Genomic DNA, 25424 nt, shown 5'->3' with positions numbered 1-25424 from the left:
GACATCCGCCCGCCATATCGACCCGAGCGGTGACGCGTGCCCCCGTCCCGGCCTGGATCATGGGGGCATGAGTACGTGGCTTCAGCAGCGGTTCCACGCCTGGATCGCCGCGCCCGCCTATCCCTGGGTCAGCGGCGGTGTCCTGACCGCCGGAGCGGTCGTGGAGCTGATCGTCATTCCCGGGTCCATGACGACCACGGTCGGAGTGCTCGTGTCCGCCGTCTCGCTGATGTGGCGACGGTCCTTCCCGCCCGTCGCCGTGCTCACGGTCGCCGCGGGGCTCCTCGGGTTCGCCGGGGACGTCAACCTGTACCTCTCGATCACGGCGAGCGGACTGATCGGCTGCTACTCGCTCGGCCGGAACCGGGTACTGCACCCCGCCCTGGCCGTCGCGGGCGGCGCGCTCGGCGCCCTCTGCGTGAACCTGGTGCACATCAACACCTGGTCGCGGATGGAGCTGCCGGTGCCCGCGCTCTGGGAGAAGGGCTCGCTCAGCCTGTTCACCGAGTCGTTCCTGCTGACGGTGGTCGTCTTCGGCGCCGTGATGATGGGCGACGCGGTCCGCTCCAGGGAGGAGACCCGCACCGAACGCCACCTCGCACAGGCCCAGTTGATAGCGATGGAGCGGCAGCAGGCCGCCGAGGCCGAGCGCGCCGCCATCGCCCGTGAACTGCACGACATCGTCTCGCACTCGGTGTCGATGATCGCCGTGCAGGCCGAGAGCGCCACCTACACCACACCGGGGCTCACCCCCGAAGGCCGCGAGGGCTTCCAGCAGATCGCCGCCACCGCCCGCTCCTCGATGGCCGAACTGCGCCGCCTCCTCGGCGTTCTGCGCGCTTCCCGGGGCGACACGGCCCTCACCGCCCCGCAGCCGACCCTCGACCACCTCCCCGAACTGGTCGAACAGCACCGGACGGTGGGCGGCACCGCGGAGCTGAGGATCACCGGGGACCGCGTGGTGCTGCCCGCCGCATGGGAGCTGTCCGCCTACCGCATCACCCAGGAGGCGCTGACCAACGCACGCAAGCACGCGCCCGGCGCCCGTACGGTGGTGGAGGTCGACTACGGTGCCGGCAAGCTGCTCACGCTGCGCATCCGCGACGACGGCCCAGCGCCGGGCGCCCTCCCGGACACCGGTACCGGTCCCACGCCCGGTTCCGGCCCCATCGCCGTTCCCGGTACGGGGCACGGCCTGACCGGGATGCGGGAGCGCGCGGCCCTCGTCGGGGGCCGGCTCAGCGCGGGCGCGGACCCGGCCGGCGGTTTCCTGGTGGAGGCGGAGCTCCCCTGGGGGACCGGATGACCACCACACGGTGGGAGAAGGAGGCACCTGTGATCAGGGCACTGGTCGCCGACGACCAGGCGGTCGTACGCACCGGCTTCGTGAACCTCCTGGGCACCCAGGAGGACATCGAGGTCGTCGGCGAGGCGGAGGACGGTGCGCAGGCGGTGCGGGTCGCCGGCGAGACCCGGCCCGACCTCGCACTCCTCGACATCCGGATGCCGCACAAGAACGGCATCGAGGCGGCCCGCGAGATCCTGGCCGCGTCCGGCGGCGCGACGAAGGTCCTCATGCTGACGACCTTCGGCCTCGACGAGTACGTGTACGACGCCCTCGCGGCCGGGGCGGGAGGCTTCCTGCTCAAGGACGCCACCTTCCCCGAACTGCTGCACGCCGTGCGGGTGGTGGCGGGCGGCAACGCCCTGCTCTCGCCCGAGATCACCAAGCGGCTGATCGCCGAGTTCGTCCACACGCGCGCGTCGTGGCTGCCCGTCCACTCGGCGGGCGACCTCACGGCCAGGGAGACCGAGGTGCTGACCCTGATCGCGCGGGGGCTGTCCAACGCGGAGATCGCGGGACGCCTCACCATCACCGACCACACCGTGAAGACCCACATCAACCGGCTCTTCGCCAAGCTGGAGCTGCGGGACCGGGCCCAGGCCGTGATCGTCGCCTACGAGATGGGCCTGGTCCGGGCGGGAGGCGAGTCGGGGGCCCGGCGCCGGTAGACACCGGTGCCGGGCCCCTTCATCGTGCCGGCTTCCTCCGGACCCTCAGCCGGAGAAGCCGACGTGCGCGAGCCGCAGAGAGCCGCGCAGCCTGATGCGGAGATCGTGTACGCCCTCGGCGGTCAGCGGGGCGTCGAGCTCCGTGTAGTCGTACGGTCCTGAGGTGGGCGACTCCAAAGACAGCACCGCCGACGCGGGGCCGCCGTCGAGGGCGATCTCCACGGTGCCCTCGCCGCCCGCCACCGTCACGGTCACGCCGGTGACACCGGGGCCGAAGTCGCAAGCACGGTAGAGCAGTTCGCCTGTCCGGTCCGCCACCGGCGTCACCGCGTCGCCCGCCGCCTTCGTCCGGTCGACGATCTGGGTGCCGCCCTGCTCGTCGAAGCCGGCCGCCTCCAGGCCGCGTTCGCGGACCGGGCGCGGCGTGGCGGGCTCGCCGTCGAGGGTCACGGCCGCCGACAGGCGTACGTCCTCGCTGGAGGCGCCCACCAGCAGTGCGTACGGGCCCGGCTCGAGCCGCCACCGGTCGTGCGCGACGTCCCAGAACGCGAACGCGGACAGCGGGACTTCGAAGGAGACCTCCGCCGTGGCACCCGGGGCGAGGGTGACCCTGCGGTGGGCCAGCAGTTCGCGGCGCGGGCGCGGGACCGACGGGTTCTCGGCGCGGGCGTAGAGCTGGGCGACCTCGTCGGCGGTGACGCTCCCGGTGTTGGTGACCGTGAAGGAGACGGACACCTTCCCGTCCCCGGCCCGCGCCGCCAGGTCCGCGTACGCGAAGGACGCGTACGACAGGCCGTGCCCGAAGGGGAACAGCGGCGTTCCCTCGAAGTACAGATAGGTCTGGCGGCTGCCGATCACGTCGTAGTCGAGCAGGTCCGGCAGGTCGGCGTCGTCGGCGTACCAGGTCTGCGGGAGCCGCCCGGCGGGGGAGACGTCACCGGCGAGGACCCGGGCCAGCGCGGTGCCGGCCGACTGGCCGCCGTGCGCGGTCCACAGCACCGCCGGAAGCGCCTGAGCGTCGACGGCGTACGGGTAGGCGGACACCAGGGCCAGCACGGTGGCGGGATTCGCGGCACGGGCCGCGCGCAGCAGGCGTTCCTGGTGGGCGGGCAGCCGCAGCGTCGTACGGTCCTCGGTCTCCCGGCCGTTGATGTGCGGGTCGTTGCCCGCGACCACCACGACCACGTCCGCCTCCGCGGCGGCCCGCGTCACCGCGTCCTCGCCGCGCTCGGCGACGACCAGCTCGAAGACCTCCGGGGCCCCGGCGCCCGAGGAGGCGTCCGAGTCGCCGGAGGAAGCGTCCGAAGAGGCGTCCGCGGCGGCAACCTTCACGCCGTCGGCGGCGACCTGGACGTGACGACCCGTTCCCAGGTGCCGGAGGAGGTGCCCGTCGCCGTGCGGTTCCAGGCGGAACGTCTCCTGCACGACCCAGCCGCCGGGCTGGTCGGCGGAGGCGCGGAGGTAGCCGTCCTCGGCGACGGAGAGATAGCGGCCGTCCGGCGCGCGCAGGGTGAGGACGCCGTCACCCCAGTCGACGAGCGCGAGTTCGGTGCCGTCGGCGTCGGTGGTGAGGGGCGGCAGGTCGGTGCGGCCGGCGAGCAGCGCCGGGTCGAGGGCGCCCTCGGCGCCGCGCGCCTCGTCGGGGGAGTCGTCCGACGGGGGTACGTGCAGGAACGTACCGGCCGAGGTCCTCAGCCGGACCCGGTCCACGCCCTCCGCGAAGCTCACGTGTTCCGCGCCGAACCGCTCGTACAGGCCCTCCAGCGGGGTGGAGCGGTGGATGAGCGTGCCGCTGTACCAGTCGAGCTTGCACTCGTCGGCGAGCAGACCGACGACGGCGACCCGGGTGCCGTCGGCCAGCGGCAGCACACCGTCGTTCTTGAGCAGGACGACCGCCTGCTCCGCCGCCTCCCGCGCGAGCGCCCGGTGCTCCGGTGTGTCGAAGGCGGCCGAGTCCGCGTGGGGGTCGTGCTCCGGGTCGAACTCGCCGAGCCGGAAACGGACCGACAGCTGCCGGCGCACGGCCGCGTCCACGTCCGCCTCGGTCAGCAGGCCCTGGTCGAGGGCGCCCCGGACACGCGCGACGATCTTCGAGGAGTCCGTGCCGTGGTCGGTGAAGCTGTCCACCCCGGCCCGCAGCGCGGCGGCGGTCGCCTCCTCGTGGGTGTCGAAGTAGTGCTCGGAGTCGACCAGGTTGGAGGGGGCGCCGGCGTCGGAGCAGACCAGGAGGTCGTCCTCGGTCCAGGCGCGCAGATGGCTCTCCAGGTAGGGGGAGACGTGGTTGGGGCGGCCGTTGACCAGGTTGTACGCCGGCATCACCCCGGCCACCGCGCCCGCCTCGACCGTCTCGCGGAAGGCCCGCAGGTCGTACTCGTTCAGAACGCGCGGGCGGACGGACGACGAGCACGTGTCCCGGTCCGTCTCGTTGTTGTGCGCGAGCCAGTGCTTGAGGACGGGCGCGGTGCGCCAGTACGTCGGATGTTCGCCGCGCAGGCCGCGGGTGTAGGCGGTGGCGATGGCCGAGGTGAGCTTCGGGTCCTCGGAGTAGCCCTCCTCGCCCCGGCCCCACAGGGGGTGGCGCAGCAGGTTCACGGTCGGGGCCCAGACGTTGAGGCCGACGCGGTCGTCGCGGGCGCGCATCGCCCGGGTCTCCTTGGAAACCGCCTCACCGACCCGGCGCACCAGGTCGTCGTTCCAGGTGGCTCCAAGGCCTACGGCCTGCGGGAACACGGTCGCCGGGCCCATCCAGGCCACGCCGTGCAGCGCCTCCTGGCCGGTGCGGAAGGCGGCGATGCCGAGCCGTTCGACGGCGGGCGCGAACTGGTGCAGGAACGCGGTCTTCTCGTCGAGCGTGAGCCGCGACATCAGGTCGTCGACGCGCTTCGCGAACGGCAGGTGCGGATCACGGAAAGGCGGCGCGGGCGGCGTGGGTGCGGTCACGTGGAGTTCCCCTTGCGATGGAGCGGTGAGACGCTTTCGAAGCGCTTCGATGCTCATCGGCGCCGGGGGTGGGTGTCAAGACACTTCCGTGCATCACCTCCGACTTGTCATGGCAACCCATGCGTCACATGACCCGGTTGGGTGGGTCCCGTCCTCCCTACACGTCGGAGGAATTCTGCAATCGACTCTTGTGCACCCCCAGGCGTTCACTTAACCTCACAGCAACATCGAAGCGCTTCGACTAAGAGGCTCTGACCCGGAAGTGCACCTGGGGGTGCGACGTCAGCCGGGCATTCCTCCGACGACCGCTTCAGCTCAGCCAGTTCCACTCAAGACACCGCAGCCGACGGCCACCGCCGGGTGTCCTGGTGCGCCACGAAGGGTTGACGCAATGACGCCGAACGCCGCCTCCGGTCCCAGCCGGAGAAAGTTCCTCGCCTCCACGGCGGTAGCCACCGCAGCGGTGGCGGGAGGGATGCCGCTGCTCTCCGCCTGCGGCGGTGGGTCGGACGGAGGTTCGCGGGACGGCACCACGTCGGGCAATGACGCCAAGAAGCTGCTGCCGGCGTACGTGGCCAGCAACGTGGTCACCCCCGACATCCCCAGCAAGAACGGCTCCGCGGTCGGCTTCACCGGCAAGCTCGACCTCGCGGGTCTGAAGACCTCGGTGCCGAAGAAGCTCGGCAAGGGCGGCAAGGTCACCGTCATGTCGCCGTTCTGGGGGTCCCCGCCGAAGGACGGCAACGCCTACTACAAGGCGATGAACGACCTCATCGGCGTCGACGTGGTCTGGCAGAACCAGGACGGCAACACCTACGACCAGAAGCTCGGCGCGGTCCTCGCCTCCAGCGAGGTGCCCGACGTGGTGGTCGTGCCCGGCTGGAACATGACCGGCAAGATACCCAGCGCCATCATCAGCAAGTTCGCCGACCTGGGCCCCTACCTCTCCGGTGACGCGGTCAAGGACTTCCCCAACCTCGCGGCGGTCCCCACCGACGCCTGGCAGCGCTCCATCTTCGGCGGCAAGCTGCGCGGCCTGCCGATGCCGTCCTCGTACGTGTCCGGCATCGTGCCGATGTACCGCCAGGACATCTTCGAGAAGGAGGGCTACGAAGTCCCCCGGTCCTGCGACGAGTTCATGGCGCTGGCCAAGGAGGCCACCAACGCCAAGGCCAAGCGCTGGGCCTGCCTGGACATGAAGTGGACCGCCATGAACGCCTTCGGCGTGCTCTCCGGCAACGAGAAGTCGCTCGGCTGGAACCAGGTCGACGGCAAGCTGGTCTACCGCATCGAGACCGACGAGTACCTCGAGGCCCTGGAGTGGACGCGCAAGCTGTTCGCCGCAGGCGTCGTGCACCCCGACGCCCACCTGGGCAAGAGCAACGCCAACGACCCCGGGCCCAAGTTCGCCGCCGGCGAGTTCCTCATCTACAACCAGGACATCTCCCAGTGGTGGAGCCGCACCGCGGAACAGGCCGTCCAGAACCCCGAGTTCAAGATCTGGGGCATGGACTTCTTCGGGCACGACGGCGGTGAGCCCACGCTGTGGGCGCAGAACCCGGCGAGCATCTTCGCCTTCGTCAACAAGAACGCGTCCGAGTCCGTGATCCGCGACGTGCTGGCCGTCGCCAACGTCACCGCCGCGCCGTACGGCACCAAGGAGTACATGGCCACCAACTACGGCGTGGAAGGCACCCACTACACCGTCAAGGACGGCGTGCCCGCCAAGACCGACCAGGGCAACATCGACGTGATGAACGCCTACGTGATGATCGCGAGCCCCGCCGCGACCATCGCCCACCCCGACTTCCCCGAGGTCGCCAAGGGCCAGGTCGAGTGGCAGCAGCGGATGGGTGCGCTCACCAAGAAGCCGACGTTCTACGGCATGCAGGTCACCGAGCCCGCCCGGTACACCAACCTGGCCAACGACTTCGAGCAGCTGGAGGACGACATCGTCCGCGGCCGCAAGAAGATCGGCGACATGCAGCAGGCCGTCTCCGACTGGAAGAGCAAGGGCGGCGACAAGCTGCGGGACTGGTACAAGAAGCTGCTCGACGACAACGGCACGGCGGCGAGCTGACGGTACCGAGGCAAGGAGAACGGCCGTGTCCCACAACACGGTGCCTCGGACCAGAGCCGAGGCCGACGCGACGAAGAAGACCCCGGCGGCGTCCGACGACGCCGCCGGCCCCCGCCAGGCGAAGCCGCCCACGGGGAAGCTGAGCCTCAGACTCAGGTTCCGGCGTGACCGCGTGCTGGTGCTGATGACACTGCCGGCCATCCTGCTGGTGCTGCTCTTCAACTACGTACCGATCCTCGGCAACGTCGTCGCCTTCCAGGAGTACGACCCCTACATCAGCGAGAACGGGATCGTCTCCATCCTGAACAGCCCGTGGGTGGGCCTGGAGAACTTCCAGCGCATCTTCGAGGACTCGGCCTTCTGGAACTCCGTACAGAACACGCTGCTGCTGTTCGTCCTCCAGCTGGTGCTGTACTTCCCGATCCCCATCCTGCTCGCGCTGCTCATCAACAGCGTGGTCCGGCCCCGGGTGCGGGCGATCTCGCAGGCCATCCTCTACCTGCCGCACTTCTTCTCGTGGGTGCTGGTCATCGCCGTCTTCCAGCAGTTGTTCGGCGGTGCCGGGCTGCTGTCCCAGCTGCTGCGCGACCACGGGTACGACGGCCTCAGCCTCATGACCGACCCGGAGACCTTCAAGTTCCTGGTCACCGCGCAGAGCGTGTGGAAGGACGCCGGCTGGGGGATCATCGTCTTCCTCGCCGCGCTCGCCTCGGTCAGCCCCGACCTGTACGAGGCCGCCGCGATGGATGGTGCGAACCGCTGGCGCCGCATGTGGCACGTCACGCTGCCCGCGCTGCGCCCGGTCATCGCCCTGCTGCTGGTGCTGCGCGTGGGTGACGCCCTGACGGTCGGCTTCGAACAGATCCTGTTGCAACGCGACGCCGTCGGACCAGGGGCCGCGGAGGTCCTCGACACCTTCGTGTGGTGGAACGGCGTACGCAACCAGGACTTCGGCTACGCGGCCGCCGCCGGTCTCGTCAAGGGCGTCATCAGCCTCGGCCTGGTCCTGATAGCGAACAAGGTGGCCCACCTCATGGGCGAGCAGGGGGTGTACAAGAAGTGACCGCCGTTCAGGAAGTGACCGCCGCGATCGACAAGCCCGCGCGCGGGCCCAGCCGGTGGGCGGCCCCGCCCCGTCCGGTGTGGGAGGAGAAACCCAGCCGGGTCGGCCTCGCCGGCAAGGGGCTGGTCCTGCTGCTGGCCTGCCTGGCCATCGTGTTCCCGCTGTGGATCGTCGTCGTCACCAGCCTCTCCTCGCGCAAGGCCATCGACGAGGCCGGTGGCCTGGTGATGATCCCGACGGACATCACCTTCGTCGCCTACCAGGAACTGCTCAGCGGCGGCCAGGTCACCCGCGCCGCGCTCGTCAGTATCGGCATCACCCTCGTCGGCACCCTCTTCTCGATGGCGGTGTCGGTGCTGTGCGCCTACGGGCTGTCCCGCAGCGGCTCACTCGGCCACCGCTGGATCCTCATGCTGCTGCTGGCCACGATGTTCTTCAGCGCCGGCCTCATCCCCACCTACCTGCTGGTGCAGTCCCTGGGACTGACGGACACCTACCTCGCGCTGATCCTGCCCAGCGCGATCAGCGTCTTCAACATCCTGGTGCTGCGCGGCTTCTTCATGGGCATCTCGCAGGAGCTGATCGACAGCGCCCGCATCGACGGCGCCGGTGACCTGCGCATCCTGTGGCAGATCGTCCTGCCGCTGTCCCGCGCGGTCGTCGCGGTGATCACGCTGTTCTACGCCGTCGGCTACTGGAGCGCCTGGTTCAACGCCTCCCTGTACCTGAACGACCAGGACATGCTGCCCCTGCAGAACGTGATGATCCAGCTCGTGCAGAAGCAGGAAGCCCCGGTCGGCCTCGGCCAGGCGATCAAGACCGGTGAACTCTCCGGCCTGGCCGTGCAGATGGCGGTGATGGTCATGGCCCTGCTGCCGGTGGCCGTGCTGTCGCCGTTCGTCCAGCGCCACTTCAAGAAGGGGATGCTGACCGGCGCCGTGAAGGGCTGACGCCCTCCTCCCCAGCCCCGTCGTGGCCGGCCGCTCCTGCCCAGCGGCCGGCCGCGGCGGACCCGGCCGCTCCTGTCCGGCCGCCGTCCCCGGCGGACCCGGCCGCTTCGCCCGTCCCCGCCCCGAGCCGCACAGAACGAGGTATGTCATGCATGCGTCCGTGTCACGCAGCCCGAGCCGGCGCGCCGTACTCGCCGGGACCGCGGCCGCCGCCGCGCTCACCGCGGTCCCCTTCGCACCCGGGCGCGCGCACGCCGCCGAGGACACGGCGGACGCCCCCGCCTACCGGTGGCGCAACGTCGTCATCGGCGGTACCGGGTTCATCACCGGCGTCCTCTTCCACCCCCGCGTCCGCGGGCTCGCCTACGCCCGCACCGACATCGGCGGCGCCTACCGCTGGGACGACCGCACCGACCGCTGGATCCCGCTCCTGGACCACCTCGGCTGGGACGACTGGAACCTCCTCGGCGTCGAGGCGATGGCCGTCGACCCCGCCCACCCGAACCGGGTCTACCTGGCCTGCGGCACCTACTCCCAGGCATGGTCGGCGAACGGCGCGGTCCTGCGCTCCGACGACCGGGGCGACACCTGGCGGCGCACCGACCTCACCGTGAAGCTCGGTGCCAACGAGGACGGCCGGGGCACCGGCGAGCGGCTCCTGGTCGACCCGCGCGACAGCGACATCCTGTGGCTGGGCACCCGGCACGACGGCCTCTGGAAGTCCACGGACCGGGGCGCAACCTGGGCCCCCGTCACCGGCTTCCCCGCCACCCCGGCCGCCACCGGCCAGGGCGTCACCCTCCTCGTCGCCGCCGGCCGCACCGTTGTCGCCGGCTGGGGCGACGCCGACGGCACCGCACCGAACCTCTTCCGCACGGCCGACGGCACCACCTGGGAGCCCGTCCCCGGGCAGCCCTCCGGCACCGCGGCCAAGGTCCCGGTCCGTGCCGCGTACGACCGGCACACCCACGAGCTGTACGTGACGTACGCCGACGCGCCGGGCCCGGGCGGCCAGTCCACCGGCAGCGTGCACAAGCTGCGCACGACGGACGGCCGTTGGTCCGAGGTCACGCCCGTCGAGCCCGGCGGTACCACTCCCGAAGGTGCCGCCGACAGCTTCGGCTACGGAGGAGTAGCCGTCGACGCCCGCCGCCCCGGCACCGCCGTCGTCTCCACCAACAACCGCTGGGCGGCGGTCGACACCCTGTACCGGACCACCGACGGCGGCCGCACCTGGACGTCCCTGAAGGACTCCGCCGTCTTCGACGTCTCCGAGACCCCGTACCTCGAGTGGGGCGAGGGGAAGCCCAAGTTCGGCTGGTGGATCCAGGCCGTCGCCCTCGACCCGTACGACTCGAAGCACCTCGTGTACGGCACCGGCGCCACCCTCTACGGCACCCGCGACCTCCGACACTGGGCCCCGCAGATCCGCGGCCTGGAGGAGACGTCCGTGACCCAGCTGATCTCGCCCCCGACCGGGCGGGCTCACCTGCTCAGCGGGGCACGGGACATCGGCGTCATGTACCACGAACGGCTCACGGCGTCCCCGGCGCACGGCATGGCGACGAACCCCGTGTCCGGGTCGGCGACAGGACTCGCGCAGGCGGCGCGCAGACCGGCGTACGTCGTCCGGACGGGCTGGGGCGATCACGGCAACGGCGCGTACTCCCACGACGGCGGACGGACCTGGGCGCCCTTCGCGTCCCAGCCCGGCCTCGCCAAGAGCGCACCGGGACCGATCGCCACCAACGCCGACGGCAGCGTGCTGCTGTGGTCCTTCGTGCACTGGGACGGCACCAGGTACCCCGCCCACCGCTCGGCGGACAACGGCACGACCTGGTCCGAGGTCCCCTCCTTCCCGAAGGGCGCCGCACCGGTCGCCGATCCGGCCGACCCGACGCTCTTCTACGCGTACGACACCGACACGGGAACGCTGCTCGCCAGCACCGACGGCGGCCGCTCCTTCACCGCGCGGGCGACCGGACTGCCCGCCGGTGACGCCCAGTACAAGCTGGTCGCGGCGCCCGGCCGGACCGGCGACCTGTGGCTGAGCACCAAGTACAACGGCCTGTACCGCTCCACGGACGGCGGCCGCGCCTTCACCAAGGTGGAGAGCTGCTGGGCCTCCCACACCCTCGGCTTCGGCAGGGCCGCCGACGGCGCCGGCTACCCGGCGATCTACCAGGTCGGCTCCACCGAGGCCATCACCGCCGTCTACCGCTCCGACGACGAGGCGAAGAGCTGGACGCGGATCAACGACGACCACCACCAGTGGGGGTGGACCGGCGAGACGATCACCGGCGACCCCCGCGTGTACGGCCGCGTCTACCTCGCCACCAACGGACGCGGCATCCAGTACGGAGAGCCACGCTGATGCCCAACCTGTCGGACACCACCCGCCACCGCATCCTCTACGGCGGCGACTACAACCCCGAGCAGTGGCCCGAGGAGACCTGGCACGAGGACGTCCGCCTCATGAAGGACGCCGGCGTCAACTCCGTCACCCTCGGCGTCTTCTCCTGGGCGAAGCTCGAACCGCGCCCGGGCGTACACGACTTCGGCTGGCTGGACCGCCTGATGGACCTGATGCACGCCGGCGGCATCGGCGTCGTCCTCGCCACCCCCACCGCCTCGCCCCCGCCCTGGCTGGGGCACCTGCACCCGGACACCCTGCCCCGCGACGAGGACGGCCGCACCGAGTGGTGGGGCGGCCGGCAGCACTTCTCGCACTCCAGCACCACCTACCGCCGCCACGCCGCCGCCATCACCGAGGCCCTGGCCGCCCGCTACGCCGGCCACCCCGCCCTCACCATGTGGCACATCAACAACGAGTACTGCACCTACGACCACGGCGACGAGGCCGCCACCCGCTTCCGCCGCTGGCTCCAGGACCGCTACGGCACCCTCGACGCACTCAACGCGGCCTGGGGCACCGCCTTCTGGAGCCAGGGCTACGGCGACTGGGCGGAGATCCTGCCGGCCCGCCGCACCCACTACCTGAAGAATCCCACCCAGGTCCTGGACTTCCGGCGCTTCACCTCCGACATGCTCCTGGAGTGCTACGTCGCCGAACGGGACATCGTCCGCCGCCACACCCCGCACCTCCCCGTGACCACCAACTTCATGCCGCTCTGGTCCGGTCAGGACGCCTGGCGCTGGGCCGAGGAGGAGGACGTCGTCTCCGTCGACCTCTACCCCGACCCGCGCGACCCGTTCGGCGCACAGGAGGGCGCCCTGGTCCAGGACATGACCCGTTCCCAGGCCCGCGGCCCGTGGATGCTCATGGAGCAGGCGGCCGGACCCGTCAACTGGCGCGCCGCGAACCACCCCAAGCCGCGCGGCCTCAACCGCCTGTGGTCCCTCCAGGCCGTCGCCCGCGGCGCGGACGCCCTCTGCTACTTCCAGTGGCGCCAGTCGAGGCAGGGCGCCGAGAAGTTCCACTCCGGGATGGTCTCCCACGCGGGGGCCGAGGGCCGCACCTACCAGGAGGTCAAGCAGCTCGGCGCCGACCTCGCGAAGCTCGGCCCGCACGCGGCGGACGCCACGGTCACCGCCGACGTCGCCGTCCTGCACGACTGGCACTCCTGGTGGGCCGGCGCCCAGGACGGCCGCCCCTCCACCGGCTTCGACTACACCGACGTCCTGCGCGCCTGGCACCGCGCGCTGTGGGAGGCCCACCTCACCACCGACTTCGCCCACCCCGAGCACGACCTGACCCCGTACAAGGCGGTCCTCGTACCCCAGCTCTACGCGCTCACGGACGCGGCGATCGACAACCTCCTCGCCTACGTCCGCGGCGGCGGAACCCTCGTCTGCGGCTTCCAGACCGGCGTCGCCGACGAGGACGACCGGATCAGGGCCGGCGGCATGGACTCCCGGCTGCGCGAGCTGTTCGGCATCCGCACCCTGCACGAGTGGTGGCCCCTGGAGGCGGACGGTACGGCCGCCTGCGACGGCTTCCGCGGCACCCTCTGGTCGGAGGAGATCGAGCCCGACGGCACCGCCACCGAGACCGTCCTCTACAAGGGCGGTGAGCTGGACGGACTCCCGGCCGTCCTGCGCAAGGACCGGGCCTGGTACCTCTCCACCCTCCCCGAGCCGGGCGCGCTGCGCGACCTGCTCGCCCGCGTCGCCGCCGAGGCGGGTGCCCACCCCGTGCTCGACCAACTCCCGGCCGACGTCGAGGCCGTACGCCGCGGCGACCTGCTCTTCCTCCTCCACCACGGCCGCGAGCAGGTCACCGTGGACGTGCCGGGCACCCACCGCGACCTGCTGACCGACGCGACCGTCACCGACCGCGTCACCCTCGGCCGCTACGGCGTGGCGGTCCTCACGGAGTCGGCCCGATGACCGGCTCTCCCCTCACAGAGGCGCAGTCACCCGGCGGGCCCGTGCACGGCACCTGGGAGCCCGAGCCCGCCGCCCGCTGGGAGGACGCCTTCCTGAGCGGCAACGGCCACCACGGCGCCCTCGTGTTCGGTGACCCCGACGCCGACCGGGTCGTCGTCACCCACCACACCCTCGTCCGCCCGAACGGCGACGACGAGCACCGTCGCCCGCCCCGGCTCGCCGCCGACCTCCCCGCCCTCCAGGACCGCCTGCTGGGCGGCGACCGGGCGGCCGCCGAGAGCTTCACCGACGGCCGCCCGCTGCGATGGGTACGCCCCTTCCACCCGGCCTTCCAGCTCCGCCTGAACAGACCGCCCGGCGACGCCCACGCCGCCTACCACCGCTCCGTCGACTTCACCACCGGCGAGACGACCGCCACCTGTGGGCCCTGGACCAGCCGCGTCTTCGTCTCCCGCGCCGACGACGTGATCGTCCAGCGCGTCACCGCGCCGCACCTCACCCTCGACCTGTCCCTCGACCCCCGCCTCCCCGGCGCCCCCGCCGGGCTGGGCGTCGGCCACGGCGCCGCCCTCACCCCCGAGGGTGCCCTGCTCAGCCTGCGCGCCCGCTACCCCGGCAGCGACCTGGCGTACACCGGCGTCACCCTGGTCGCCGTCACCGGCGGCACCACGAAACTGGTCCCGCCCGGCGTACTCGTCGAGGGCGCCACGGAGGTACTGCTCCTCACCCGGGTGCACCGGCACACCGGCGAGCTGGACGTGATCACCGAGGGCCGCGCCCTGCGCGACCTGCCGGACGGGACGTCGTACGACCGTCTCCTCGAGAGGCACCTCGCCCTCCACCGCACCGCCTACGACCGTGTCACCCTCGACCTCGCCGCCGACCCCGCCGAACGCGCCCTGCCGGGCTCCGCGCTGCTCGGCCGCCCCCGCGGCACGGCCCTCCTGGAGCGCCTCTTCGCCGCCGGCCGCTACCACCTCCTGTCGGCCAGCGGAATGCTCCCGCCCCGCCTGACCGGCCTGTGGACCGGTGACTGGGACACGGCCTGGTCAGGGGCGTTCACCACCAACGCCAACCTCAACCTCCAGACCGCCTGTGCCGCGGCCGCCGCCCTCCCCGAGGTGACCGAGGCCCACGCCGCCCTGGTCCACCGGCAACTCCCGGACTGGCGGGACAACGCCCGCGCGATCTTCGGCACCCGCGGTGTCGTCGCCCCCTCCCACACGGACGGTGAGTCGGGACACACCTACCACTTCAGCCGCGAGTACCCGCTGCACCTGTGGACGGCCGGCGCGGACTGGCTGATCAAACCCCTCGTCGACCACGACGAGACCCGCGGCGCCCATGACCCCCGCACCACCGCCGTGCTCGCCGAGGCCGCGTTCTTCTACGAGGACTTCCTCACCCGGACCGACGACAGCGGCCACGTGCTCGTCGTTCCCTCCTACTCGCCGGAGAACCGCCCCGCGAACGCCAGTTGGGGCACCGTCAACGCGGCCATGGACCTCTCCGCCGCCCGGCACGCCCTGCTGACCGCCGCCGACCGCCACCCCGAGCACGCCGACCGCTGGCGCGCCCTGGCCGACCGCCTCCCACCGCACCGGACCAACGCCGACGGCGCCCTCGCCGAATGGGCCCGGCCCGGCCTGCGGGACACCTACGACCACCGCCACCTCAGCCACCTCTACGGCGTCTGGCCGCTCGACGAGATCAACCCGTACGACACCCCCGAACTCGCCGAGGCAGCCCACCGGGCCCTCGAACTGCGCGGCGCCGAGAACGACTCCGCCCACGGCCACCTCCACCACGCCCTGATCGCGGCCCGGCTGCGGGACGGCGCCCGGGTCGCCCACGCCCTCGGCCAGGTGCTCGACGGCGACTTCTTCCACGCCTCCCTGATGAGCGCGCACTACCCCCACCGCGACGTCTACAACGCGGACGCCGCGCACGCGCTCCCGGCCGTGCTCATCGAGATGCTCGTGCAGTCCACCCCCGACCGGCTGGTCCTGCTGCCCGCCCTGCCCCAGTCCTGCCCACAGGGCGAGATCAAGGGCATACGCACCCGGTTCGGGGCGGCACTGGACCTCACCTGGACGCCCGACGGCGACGCGACGGCCCACCTGCGCCCCGGCCGCACGCACCGTGTCGAACTCCGGACCCCCTCCGGCGCCGAGCCGCTCGACCTCGTCGCCGGAGAGACCCGCGTCATCAACCTCAAGACGCGGTAGCACCACCGCACCACCGCATCACCCGCACCACCAGCACCTCCCCCCACCCATGGAAGGAAACGCCATGGCACCACGCACCCGCACCCTGACCGCCCTCCTCGCCCCGGCCCTCGCGCTCGGCGCAACCGTCGGCCTCGCCTCCGCCCCCGCCCAGGCCGCCGTGTGGAACTCCTGCGACCAGTGGGGCAACACGCAACTGAACGGCTACACCCTCTACAACAACATCTGGGGCTCCGGCGCCGGCGACCAGTGCGTCTGGGCCGACTCGGGCACCAACTGGGGCGTCCGGGCCGACCACCCGGGCACCGGTGGCATCAAGTCCTACCCGAACGCCAAGAAGGTGATCAACAAGCCGATCACCTCCCTCACCTCGCTCAGCAGCAGCTACGACGTCACGGTCCCGTCGTCCGGCGCGTACAACACGTCGTACGACATCTGGGACACGGACTACGACTACGAGATCATGCTCTGGGTCAACCACAACGGAGCCGTCGGCCCGCTCGGCAGCCCTCAGGGGACGGTCGCCCTCGGCGGCCACACCTGGAACGTCTACAAGGGCGACAACGGCGCCAACGAGGTCTTCTCGTTCCTGCGCACCTCGGATTCGAACTCGGGGAGCGTCCAGATCCTGCCGATCCTGAAATGGATCAAGGACACCAAGGGCTGGATGGGCAACGAGACCATCGGCGACGTGCAGTTCGGCTACGAGATCACCTCGTCGCCCGGCGGCCTGGACTTCCGGACCAACAGCATGTCGGTCAGCAGCGGCTGACGCAGCCTCCTCGCCGGGGCCGGCGGTGCCGTCAGGCACGGTCGGCCCCGGCGCCGGCCCGGCGGGCGCCGAACGGCGGCATGCAGCGCGGGGGCGCCCGACCCCGGGCCGACCCCCGGGCCGACCCCCCGGGGGGATCCCGGGCCGACCCCCGGGCCGGACCCGGGCCGGGGGTACGGGACGCCCACCGGCGACCGCCGCGGGGCTGCTACCCGGCCACCGGCAGTTCGGCCCCGTCCCGCAGGAACAGCGGGATACGGTCCAGCGGCGCGTCGACCGTCACGGCCGCCCCGCCCTCGTACGTCTCACCCGTCCACGCGTCCGTCCACCGCGCACCCGCCGGAAGGTACGTCGTCCGGACCGTGGCGCCCGCCGTCAGCACCGGCGCGACCAGCAGATCCCGGCCGAAGAGATAGGCGTCGTCCACCGGCCAGGCCGCCGGGTCCTCGGGGAACTCCAGGAACAGCGGCCGCATCACCGGCAGCCCCTCCTCGTGCGCCTCCCGCATGACGTCGAGCACGTAGGGCTTCAGCCGCTCGCGCAGCCGCAGGTACTTCTCGAGGACCGGGTACGCCTCCTCGCCGTACGACCACACCTCGTTCGGACCGCCGGTCATGTCCGGGCCCAGCGGCATGCCCGGGTCGCGGAAGCCGTGCAGACGCATCAGAGGCGACAGCGCGCCGAACTGGAACCAGCGGATCATCACCTCGCGGTACGCCGGGTCGTCCGGGTCGCCGCCGTGGAAGCCGCCGATGTCCGTGTTCCACCAGGGGATGCCGGAGAGCGCGGTGTTCAGACCGGCCGCGACCTGGCGGCGCAGGGTCGCGAAGTCGGTGCCGATGTCGCCGGACCACAGGGCGGCGCCGTGGCGCTGACTGCCGGCCCACGCCGAGCGGTTGAGGGTGATCACCTCGTCCACGCCGGCGGCGCGCAGGCCCTCGTCGAAGGCGCGGGAGTTCTCGGCCGGGTACATGTTCCCGACCTCCAGGCCCGGGCCCGCCCAGTAGCGCAGGTTCTCCGGGAAGCCGGGCTTCAGCTCGGGCTCGCAGGCGTCCAGCCAGAAGGCCGTGATGCCGTACTTGTCGAGGTAGTTCTCCTTGACCTTCGACCACACGAAATCGCGGGCCTCGGGGTTGGTGGCGTCGTAGAAGGCCACCTGGACCGTCGACGCGACCTCCTTGTCCGGCCAGTCGGCGTGCGCCATCGGACCGTACTGGGTGCCGATGAAGTAGCCCCGCTGCTCCATGACCGGGTGGTTCTCGCTCAGCGGGGACACCGACGGCCAGACGCTGACCACCAGCTTGATGCCCAGCTCGTCCAGCTCACGGACCATGGCCGCAGGGTCGGGCCACTCGGCGGGGTCGAACTTCCACTCGCCCAGGTGCGTCCAGTGGAAGAAGTCGCAGACGATGGCGTCGATGGGCAGCCCGCGCCGCTTGTACTCCCGGGCCACGGCGAGGAGTTCGTCCTGGGTGCGGTAGCGCAGCTTGCACTGCCAGAAGCCGGCCGCCCACGCGGGCAGCATCGGCGTACGGCCGGTCACCGCGCTGTAGCGGCGCTGCGTGCCGGCCGGGGTGCCGGCAGTGATCCAGTAGTCGATCTGGCGGGCGGAGTCGGCGACCCAGCGCGTGCCGTTGTGGGCCAGCTCCACGCGCCCGATCGCCGGGTTGTTCCACAGCAGCGTGTAGCCGCGGCTGGAGGTGAGGACCGGGATGGAGACCTCGGCGTTGCGCTGGACCAGGTCCACGACCAGGCCCTTCTGGTCGAGGCGGCCGTGCTGGTGCTGGCCGAGGCCGTACAGCTTCTCGTCGTCGTAGGCGGCGAACCGCTGCTCCAGCCGGTGGTGCCCGCCGCCGACGGCCGTGTACAGGCGCGGGCCGGGCCACCAGAAGTGGGCGCGCTCCTCGGCCAGCAGCTCACCACCGTCCGCGGTCCGTACGAAGCGCACCTGTCCCTCGGGATCGACCTCCACGGTCAGCGCCCCGACGGTCAGTGAGCCGTGTCCGTCCTCGATCTTCACGGTGGACTCGGTCGGCGGGGCCTCGGTGAGGAGTGCCCCCGGCAGGCCCTCCAGCACCGGCCCGCCGAGGCGGGCCCGGACCCGGACCGCGTCCGGCCCCCACGCCTCGATGCGGACGGTCTCCTGACGGCCGCTCCACTCCAGCGCGCCGTCCCGCTCGCGGAACGTGCCGACGGTGGGGGAGGACTGGGCGAGGCTGACCTTGGGCTGTGTCTCGGCAGGCTGGTTCACGAGGCAGGCTCCTGGGGGAGTGCGGACATGGCGGTGCCCTGGCACGGGCGGGCCGAGCGGTGACGAGGTGCGTGGGAGGGCGGCCGCGGCGAGCGGGTCGCGTGCGTGACGGCCGGGCGGTGGGCTGCGAACGGGCTGTGGGCTACGAGCGCATGCGTGCGACTGCGTGCGGACGGTGCGCGGTGTGTTCTACGACCGGACGGGTGCCGGCCCCGAGCTGGCCCGGACCGTCAGCTCCGGCGCGAGCAGCACGACTTCGTCGCTCCCGCGCCCGTCCAGTTTGGCGACCAGCTGTTCCACGGCATGCCGGCCCATCTCCTGCGCGGGCACGGCGACCGACGTGAGCCGCACCGAGGCCTGGGTGGCGACCTGCTCGGGGCAGACCGCGACCACCGACACGTCCTCGGGCACCGCCCTGCCCTGCTGGCGCAGCAGGGCGAGCAGCGGCTCGACCGCCGACTCGTTCTGGACGACGAAGCCCGTGGTGTCCGGGCGTTCGTCGAAGACGCGGGCGAGGGTCGCGGCCATCGCGTCGTACCCGCCCTCACAGGGCCGGTGCAGCAGCCGCAGCTCCAGCTCCCGGGCCCGGGCGCGCAACCCGTCCAGGGTGCGTTCGGCGAAGCCGGTGTGCCGTTCGTAGACCGCGGGAGCCTCGCCGATGACGGCGATGTCCCGGTGCCCCAGCTTCGCCAGATGCTCCACGCACAGTGCACCGGTCGCCCGGAAGTCCAGGTCGACGCAGGTCAGCCCGGTGGTGTCGGCGGGCAGACCGATCAGCACGGACGGCTGGTCCGTGCCCCGCAGCAGGGGCAGCCGCTCGTCGTCGAGTTCGACGTCCATGAGGATCATCGCGTCGGCGAGCCCACTGCCGGTGACGCGGCGCACCGCGTCGGGGCCCTCCTCGCCGGTGAGCAGCAGGATGTCGTACCCGTGACTGCGCGCGCTGGTCGCGACCGCGATGGCGATCTCCATCATCACCGGCACGTACATGTCCGTGCGCAGGGGGATCATCAGCGCGATGATGTTCGACCTGCTGCTGGCCAGGGCGCGGGCGCCGGCGTTCGGATGGTAGCCGAGCTTCCGGATGCTCTCCTCGACCCGCTGCCGGGTGGTGGTGGAGATGGACCGCTTGCCGCTGAGGACATAGCTCACCGTGCTCGCCGAGACTCCGGCGTGCTGGGCGACCTCGGCGAGGGTGACCATCCAGCTCTCCAAGCTTTGTGAAGCGCTTCGACAGCGCGCGGGGTGGACGAAAGCGAGTGAGGGTGGTTCGACAGTAGCCTCAGGGAGGGTGGGTGTCCAGAGTTTGTCGAAGCGCTTCGACACCTTTCTTCCGGCTCCGTCTGCCTTCCGTCCGCCCTCCGTCTCCCCTGCGGCCATCGGCCGAACGGCGGTGCGAAGGGTGGTGGGGCCGCCCGGGATCGGGTACATACGATCGGGTAGCACCGACTAGTCACGTACGTCCGCAAGTTCGCGTATGAACAGTCCAGGCGATCTTCGTGGACGTACCTCCCCCGATTGCCGATTCGCGGCGAGGTGAGCCTCATGTCCGCTCCAACCACCCCCTCCTCCCGATCCACCGTCACCGAACGTGAGGCCCGCGAGGTCGCGGAGGCGGCCCGGGAACAGGACTGGCGCAAGCCCAGCTTCGCCAAGGAGCTGTTCCTTGGCCGCTTCCGCCTCGACCTCATCCACCCCCACCCGCTCCCGGCCGACGAGGACGTCCAGCGCGGAGAGGAGTTCCTCGCCAAGCTCCGCGACTTCTGCGAGACGAAGATCGACGGGTCCGTGATCGAGCGCGACGCGCGGATCCCGGACCACGTGATCACCGGGCTGAAGGAGCTGGGCGCCTTCGGCATGAAGATCGACACCAAGTACGGCGGCCTCGGCCTCACCCAGGTCTACTACAACAAGGCCCTCGCCCTGGTCGGATCCGCGAATCCCGCGATCGGCGCGCTGCTCTCCGCCCACCAGTCGATCGGTGTGCCGCAGCCGCTGAAGATGTTCGGCACCGAGGAGCAGAAGGACACGTTCCTGCCGCGCTGCGCCCGCACCGACATCTCGGCGTTCCTGCTGACCGAGCCGGACGTCGGCTCGGACCCGGCGCGACTGGCGACCACCGCCGTCCGGGACGGCGACGACTACGTCCTCGACGGCGTGAAGCTGTGGACGACCAACGGCGTCGTCGCCGACCTGCTCGTCGTCATGGCCCGCGTCCCGAAGTCCGAGGACGGCCAGGGCGGCAAGGGCGGCATCACCGCCTTCGTCGTGGAGGCCGCCTCCGAGGGCATCACGGTGGAGAACCGCAACGCCTTCATGGGCCTGCGCGGCCTGGAGAACGGCGTCACCCGCTTCCACCGGGTGCGCGTCCCGGCCGCCCACCGCATCGGCCCCGAGGGGGCCGGCCTGAAGATCGCCCTGACCACGCTCAACACCGGGCGCCTCTCGCTCCCCGCCATGTGCGTGGGCGCCGGCAAGTGGTGCCTGAAGATCGCCCGCGAGTGGTCGGCGGTGCGCGAGCAGTGGGGCAAGCCGGTCGCGCTGCACGAGGCGGTCGGTTCGAAGATCTCCTTCATCGCGGCGACCACGTTCGCCCTGGAGGCCGTCCTGGACCTCTCCTCCCAGATGGCCGACGAGGACCGCAACGACATCCGGATCGAGGCCGCACTCGCCAAGCTCTACGGCTCCGAGATGGCCTGCCTGATGGCCGACGAGCTGGTCCAGATCCGCGGCGGCCGGGGCTTCGAGACCGCGGCCTCCCTCGAAGCACGCGGCGAGCGCGCGGTCCCCGCCGAGCAGCTCCTGCGCGACCTCAGGATCAACCGCATCTTCGAGGGCTCCACCGAGATCATGCACCTGCTGATCGCGCGCGAGGCCGTCGACGCCCACCTCTCGGTGGCCGGCGACCTGATCGACCCCGACAAGACCCTCTCCGACAAGGCGCGGGCGGGCGCGCAGGCGGGCGTCTTCTACGCCAAGTGGCTGCCCAGGCTCGTCGCCGGACCGGGCCGGCTCCCTCGCTCCTACGCCGACTTCCACCCGTCCGGCCACCAGGACCTGTCCGGACACCTGCGCTACGTCGAACGCGCCGCCCGCAAGCTCGCCCGGTCCACCTTCTACGCCATGTCCCGCTGGCAGGGCCGGATGGAGACCAAGCAGGGCTTCCTCGGCAGGATCGTCGACATCGGCGCGGAACTGTTCGCGATGAGCGCCGCCTGCGTCCGTGCCGAGCACCTGCGCGCCGAGGGCGACCACGGCCGCGAGGCCTACCAGCTCGCCGACGCCTTCTGCCGCCAGGCCCGCATCCGCGTCGAGGAACTCTTCGGCCGCCTGTGGACCAACACCGACGACGTCGACCGCAAGGTCGTCAAGGGCGTGCTGGGCGGCGCGTACCAGTGGCTGGAGCAGGGCGTCGTCGACCCGTCGGGCGACGGCCCGTGGATCGCGGACGCGACACCGGGCCCGGCACAGCGGGAGAACGTCCACCGCCCCATCAGGTAGAACGGTCGCACGTCAGGTCCCCGCCGGGGCCGCCCGCACCCCGGCGGGGACCGCCGCAGCGGCCCGCCCCCACCCCGGGCGGGCATCGCGACACCCGTGCGAGGGACGCGCTGTCCTCCCGGAGGGCCGTTGCGGCCACAATGGGGGGATGAGCGACAGTCCAGCCCCACTCGCCGACCCCCACCTCGTCTACGACCCGGTGGCGGGCGACGGCCCGAAGGACGTGGTCGTCCTCGGGTCCACCGGGTCGATCGGGACCCAGGCCATCGACCTCGTGCTGCGCAACCCGGACCGCTTCCGGGTCACCGGCCTGTCCGCCAACGGCGGCCGGGTCGCCCTCCTCGCCGAGCAGGCGTACCGGCTGAAGGCACGGACCGTCGCCGTGGCCCGCGAGGACGTCGTCCCCGCCCTGCGCGAAGCGCTGAGCGGCCAGTACGGCCCCGGGGAGCCGCTCCCCGAGATCCTCGCCGGACCGGAGGCGGCCACCCAGCTCGCCGCCTCCGACTGCCACACCGTCCTCAACGGCATCACCGGCTCCATCGGCCTCGCCCCGACCCTGGCCGCCCTGGAGGCGGGCCGCACCCTGGCGCTCGCCAACAAGGAATCGCTCATCGTCGGCGGCCCGCTGGTCAAGGCCCTCGCCAAGCCGGGGCAGATCATCCCGGTCGACTCCGAGCACGCCGCGCTCTTCCAGGCGCTGGCCGCCGGCACCCGCGCCGACGTGCGCAAGCTGGTCGTCACCGCGTCCGGCGGCCCCTTCCGGGGCCGTACGAAGGAGCAGCTGGCGGCCGTCACCGTCGAGGACGCCCTCGCCCACCCCACCTGGGCCATGGGCCCGGTGATCACGATCAACTCCGCCACCCTCGTCAACAAGGGCCTGGAGGTGATCGAGGCACACCTCCTCTACGACATTCCCTTCGACCGCATCGAGGTGGTCGTGCACCCGCAGTCGTATGTCCACTCGATGGTCGAGTACACGGACGGATCGACACTGGCCCACGCCACGCCCCCCGACATGGGCGGGCCCATCGCCGTCGGCCTCGGCTGGCCCGAACGCGTCCCCGACGCCGCCCCCGCCTTCGACTGGAGCAAGGCGTCGACCTGGGAGTTCTTCCCGCTCGACAACGAGGCCTTCCCCTCGGTGAACCTGGCCCGGCACGTCGGGGAGCTCGCGGGTACGGCCCCGGCGGTGTTCAATGCCGCGAACGAGGAGTGCGTGGAGGCGTTCCGCTCCGGTGCGCTGCCGTATCTCGGGATCATGGAGACCGTCACGCGGGTGGTCGAGGAACACGGCACCCCCCGTACGGGAACCTCGCTCACCGTCCCGGACGTCCTCGAAGCGGAGACCTGGGCCCGTACCCGGGCCCGGCAACTGGCGGCACAGACGGCGGAGGCCCGTGCATGACGACCCTGATGTTCATCCTCGGCATAGTCGTCTTCGCGGTCGGCCTGCTGTTCTCGATCGCCTGGCACGAGCTGGGGCACCTGTCCACGGCCAAGCTCTTCGGCATCCGCGTCCCGCAGTACATGGTCGGCTTCGGCCCGACGCTCTTCTCACGGAAGAGGGGCGAGACGGAGTACGGCATCAAGGCCATCCCGTTCGGCGGCTACATCCGCATGATCGGCATGTTCCCGCCCGGCGCCGACGGCCGGCTGGAGGCCCGCTCCACCTCGCCCTGGCGCGGCATGATCGAGGACGCCCGCTCGGCCGCCTTCGAGGAACTGCGGCCGGGTGACGAGAAGCGCCTGTTCTACACGCGCAAGCCCTGGAAACGGGTCATCGTGATGTTCGCGGGCCCGTTCATGAACCTCATCCTCGCGGTGGTGCTGTTCCTCACCGTCCTCATGGGCTTCGGCATCTCGCAGCAGACCACCACCGTCAGCTCCGTCTCCCAGTGCGTCATCTCGCAGACCGAGAACCGCGACGACTGCACAAAGTCCGACCCGGCCTCCCCGGCCGCGGCGGCCGGCCTCAAGGCGGGCGACAAGATCGTCTCCTTCGACGGCGTACGGACCGACGACTGGGACCGGCTGTCCGACATGATCCGCGCCAACCCCGGCGAGCAGGTGCCGGTCGTCGTCGAGCGCGGAGGCCAGGAGGTCACCCTCCAGGCGACCATCGCCACCAACCAGGTGGCGAAGAAGGACGCGAACGGACAGATTGTCGAGGGCGAGTACGTCACCGCGGGCTTCCTCGGCTTCAGCGCCGCCACCGGCGTGGTGAAACAGGACTTCGGCCAGTCCGTGACCTGGATGGGCGACCGGATCGGCGACGCCGTCGACTCCCTCGCCGCCCTGCCCGCCAAGATCCCGGCCCTGTGGGACGCGGCCTTCGGCGACGGACCCCGCGAGGCGGACTCCCCGATGGGTGTCGTCGGCGCCGCCCGCGTCGGCGGCGAGATCGCCACCCTGGACATCCCGGCCAGCCAGCAGCTGGCCATGTTCGTGATGCTGGTGGCCGGCTTCAACCTCTCCCTGTTCCTCTTCAACATGCTCCCGCTGCTGCCGCTCGACGGCGGCCACATCGCGGGCGCGCTGTGGGAGTCGCTGCGCCGGAACGCGGCCAGACTGCTCCGGCGCCCGGACCCGGGCCCGTTCGACGTGGCGAAGCTGATGCCGGTGGCCTACGTGGTGGCGGGCATCTTCGTCTGCTTCACGCTGCTGGTGCTGGTGGCGGACGTCGTCAATCCGGTACGGATCAGCTGAGGTGCGGGTGATCCGCATGGTTCACGCGAGTCGGATGATCCGGACGATCCATGTGATTCGTACGATCTGACCAATCGGATGAGAAGCCCGATCCGGAGAGCATGTCCCTCCGGACCGGGCTTCACACCGGTCACCCGGCAGACGGGCGCCAAAGGATGGATCTCCCGTACACCGTGTGTCTGACGTTCACGTCCGTACCGTAATCTCGAAGGCCGGAGCCCGCCGCTGAACGGGGCCGGATTCTGATCCACGACTTGGGGTTGCACAGCAGATGACTGCGATTTCTCTCGGCATGCCGTCCGTTCCGACCAGGCTCGCCGAGCGCCGCAAGAGCCGGCAGATCCAGGTCGGGTCCGTGGCGGTGGGCGGTGACGCCCCCGTGTCGGTGCAGTCCATGACCACGACCCGTACGTCGGACGTCGGCGCGACGCTCCAGCAGATCGCCGAGCTGACGGCCTCGGGCTGCCAGATCGTCCGGGTGGCCTGTCCCACGCAGGACGACGCGGACGCGCTGGCCGTGATCGCGAAGAAGTCGCAGATCCCGGTGATCGCCGACATCCACTTCCAGCC

16 protein-coding genes are annotated in these 25424 nt (G+C 71.5%); 13 read left to right on the top strand and 3 right to left on the bottom strand.

The genetic code is table 11. The annotated features are described in order from the left end of the window. The first annotated feature begins 67 nt into the window (after positions 1–67). Together ACH4F2_RS14875 and ACH4F2_RS14870 are read left to right on the top strand one after the other, a co-directional pair. Positions 68–1306 (top strand): sensor histidine kinase, encoded by a 1239-nt coding sequence (locus tag ACH4F2_RS14875; protein WP_398133114.1) that lies wholly within the window; start codon positions 68–70, stop codon positions 1304–1306. Next, a complete protein-coding gene (locus tag ACH4F2_RS14870) occupies positions 1303–2013 on the top strand; it encodes a response regulator (RefSeq protein ID WP_398133113.1) in 711 nt (236 codons plus the stop codon). Before ACH4F2_RS14875 ends, ACH4F2_RS14870 begins: the two co-directional genes overlap by 4 nt. 45 nt (positions 2014–2058) lie before the next feature. Here the strand turns inward: ACH4F2_RS14870 and ACH4F2_RS14865 are convergent, their stop codons facing one another. Next, positions 2059–4953: a glycoside hydrolase family 3 C-terminal domain-containing protein gene (locus tag ACH4F2_RS14865; RefSeq protein ID WP_398133112.1), complete on the bottom strand. Its 2895-nt coding sequence runs from the start codon at positions 4951–4953 to the stop codon at positions 2059–2061. Between the two features lie 391 nt (positions 4954–5344). On the opposite strand from ACH4F2_RS14865, the gene ACH4F2_RS14860 reads away from it, so the two are divergent. The 7 genes from ACH4F2_RS14860 to ACH4F2_RS14830 all read left to right on the top strand — a co-directional run bounded on the left by ACH4F2_RS14860 (position 5345) and on the right by ACH4F2_RS14830 (position 16396). Further along, positions 5345–7033, top strand: a complete 1689-nt coding sequence (locus ACH4F2_RS14860; protein WP_398133111.1) for an extracellular solute-binding protein — start codon at positions 5345–5347, stop codon at positions 7031–7033. A 25-nt stretch (positions 7034–7058) separates the two neighbouring features. Then, entirely contained in the window at positions 7059–8096 is a 1038-nt protein-coding gene (locus ACH4F2_RS14855) for an ABC transporter permease (protein ID WP_398133110.1), read from the top strand. Between the two features lie 14 nt (positions 8097–8110). Beyond that, entirely contained in the window at positions 8111–9046 is a 936-nt protein-coding gene (locus tag ACH4F2_RS14850) for a carbohydrate ABC transporter permease (RefSeq protein ID WP_398133305.1), read from the top strand. Positions 9047–9194: 148 nt separating this feature from the next. Continuing rightward, complete coding sequence (locus ACH4F2_RS14845; protein WP_398133109.1) at positions 9195–11420, top strand: WD40/YVTN/BNR-like repeat-containing protein; 2226 nt, start codon at positions 9195–9197, stop codon at positions 11418–11420. Beyond that, positions 11420–13396, top strand: a complete 1977-nt coding sequence (locus ACH4F2_RS14840; protein ID WP_398133108.1) for a beta-galactosidase — start codon at positions 11420–11422, stop codon at positions 13394–13396. Before ACH4F2_RS14845 ends, ACH4F2_RS14840 begins: the two co-directional genes overlap by 1 nt. Continuing rightward, the gene (locus ACH4F2_RS14835) at positions 13393–15624 is read left to right on the top strand and encodes a glycosyl hydrolase family 95 catalytic domain-containing protein (protein ID WP_398133107.1); all 2232 of its coding nucleotides are present in this window, start codon (positions 13393–13395) and stop codon (positions 15622–15624) included. The genes ACH4F2_RS14840 and ACH4F2_RS14835 overlap by 4 nt, the downstream gene beginning before the upstream one ends. 64 nt (positions 15625–15688) lie before the next feature. After that, positions 15689–16396, top strand: a complete 708-nt coding sequence (locus ACH4F2_RS14830) for a hypothetical protein (RefSeq protein WP_398133106.1) — start codon at positions 15689–15691, stop codon at positions 16394–16396. A 208-nt stretch (positions 16397–16604) separates the two neighbouring features. Here ACH4F2_RS14830 and ACH4F2_RS14825 read toward each other — a convergent pair whose 3' ends face one another. Continuing rightward, positions 16605–18647, bottom strand: a complete 2043-nt coding sequence (locus ACH4F2_RS14825; protein WP_398133105.1) for a TIM-barrel domain-containing protein — start codon at positions 18645–18647, stop codon at positions 16605–16607. A gap of 189 nt (positions 18648–18836) precedes the next feature. Beyond that, a complete protein-coding gene (locus ACH4F2_RS14820) occupies positions 18837–19850 on the bottom strand; it encodes a LacI family DNA-binding transcriptional regulator (RefSeq protein WP_398133104.1) in 1014 nt (337 codons plus the stop codon). A gap of 342 nt (positions 19851–20192) precedes the next feature. Between ACH4F2_RS14820 and ACH4F2_RS14815 the strand changes: the two genes are divergently transcribed. The 4 genes from ACH4F2_RS14815 to ACH4F2_RS14800 all read left to right on the top strand — a co-directional run. After that, complete coding sequence (locus ACH4F2_RS14815) at positions 20193–22148, top strand: acyl-CoA dehydrogenase family protein (RefSeq protein WP_398133103.1); 1956 nt, start codon at positions 20193–20195, stop codon at positions 22146–22148. Between the two features lie 148 nt (positions 22149–22296). After that, the gene (dxr, locus tag ACH4F2_RS14810) at positions 22297–23553 is read left to right on the top strand and encodes a 1-deoxy-D-xylulose-5-phosphate reductoisomerase (protein WP_398133102.1); all 1257 of its coding nucleotides are present in this window, start codon (positions 22297–22299) and stop codon (positions 23551–23553) included. An 8-nt stretch (positions 23554–23561) separates the two neighbouring features. Then, complete coding sequence (locus ACH4F2_RS14805; RefSeq protein ID WP_398133304.1) at positions 23562–24854, top strand: M50 family metallopeptidase; 1293 nt, start codon at positions 23562–23564, stop codon at positions 24852–24854. Positions 24855–25125: 271 nt separating this feature from the next. Further along, on the top strand, positions 25126–25424 hold a 299-nt coding region (locus tag ACH4F2_RS14800), incomplete at its 3' end, for a flavodoxin-dependent (E)-4-hydroxy-3-methylbut-2-enyl-diphosphate synthase (protein WP_398133101.1).

The organism is Streptomyces sp. NPDC017890 (assembly GCF_044328675.1).
Taxonomy (GTDB): Bacteria; Actinomycetota; Actinomycetes; order Streptomycetales; family Streptomycetaceae; genus Streptomyces.
Note: the sequence above shows the minus strand (reverse complement) of the source record. Positions and strands in the feature narration are given on the sequence as shown.

What these genes read in the sequence shown, in the direction of transcription:
- ACH4F2_RS14805 (WP_398133304.1), top strand. Translation starts at nt 23,562, where the DNA reads ATGTTCATCCTCGGCATAGTCGTCTTCGCGGTCGGCCTGCTGTTCTCG.
- ACH4F2_RS14875 (WP_398133114.1), top strand. Translation starts at nt 68, where the DNA reads ATGAGTACGTGGCTTCAGCAGCGGTTCCACGCCTGGATCGCCGCGCCC.
- ACH4F2_RS14835 (WP_398133107.1), top strand. Translation starts at nt 13,393, where the DNA reads ATGACCGGCTCTCCCCTCACAGAGGCGCAGTCACCCGGCGGGCCCGTG.
- ACH4F2_RS14820 (WP_398133104.1), bottom strand. Translation starts at nt 19,850, where the DNA reads ATGGTCACCCTCGCCGAGGTCGCCCAGCACGCCGGAGTCTCGGCGAGC.
- ACH4F2_RS14815 (WP_398133103.1), top strand. Translation starts at nt 20,193, where the DNA reads ATGTCCGCTCCAACCACCCCCTCCTCCCGATCCACCGTCACCGAACGT.
- ACH4F2_RS14830 (WP_398133106.1), top strand. Translation starts at nt 15,689, where the DNA reads ATGGCACCACGCACCCGCACCCTGACCGCCCTCCTCGCCCCGGCCCTC.
- ACH4F2_RS14840 (WP_398133108.1), top strand. Translation starts at nt 11,420, where the DNA reads ATGCCCAACCTGTCGGACACCACCCGCCACCGCATCCTCTACGGCGGC.
- ACH4F2_RS14860 (WP_398133111.1), top strand. Translation starts at nt 5,345, where the DNA reads ATGACGCCGAACGCCGCCTCCGGTCCCAGCCGGAGAAAGTTCCTCGCC.
- ACH4F2_RS14845 (WP_398133109.1), top strand. Translation starts at nt 9,195, where the DNA reads ATGCATGCGTCCGTGTCACGCAGCCCGAGCCGGCGCGCCGTACTCGCC.
- dxr (WP_398133102.1), top strand. Translation starts at nt 22,297, where the DNA reads ATGAGCGACAGTCCAGCCCCACTCGCCGACCCCCACCTCGTCTACGAC.
- ACH4F2_RS14870 (WP_398133113.1), top strand. Translation starts at nt 1,303, where the DNA reads ATGACCACCACACGGTGGGAGAAGGAGGCACCTGTGATCAGGGCACTG.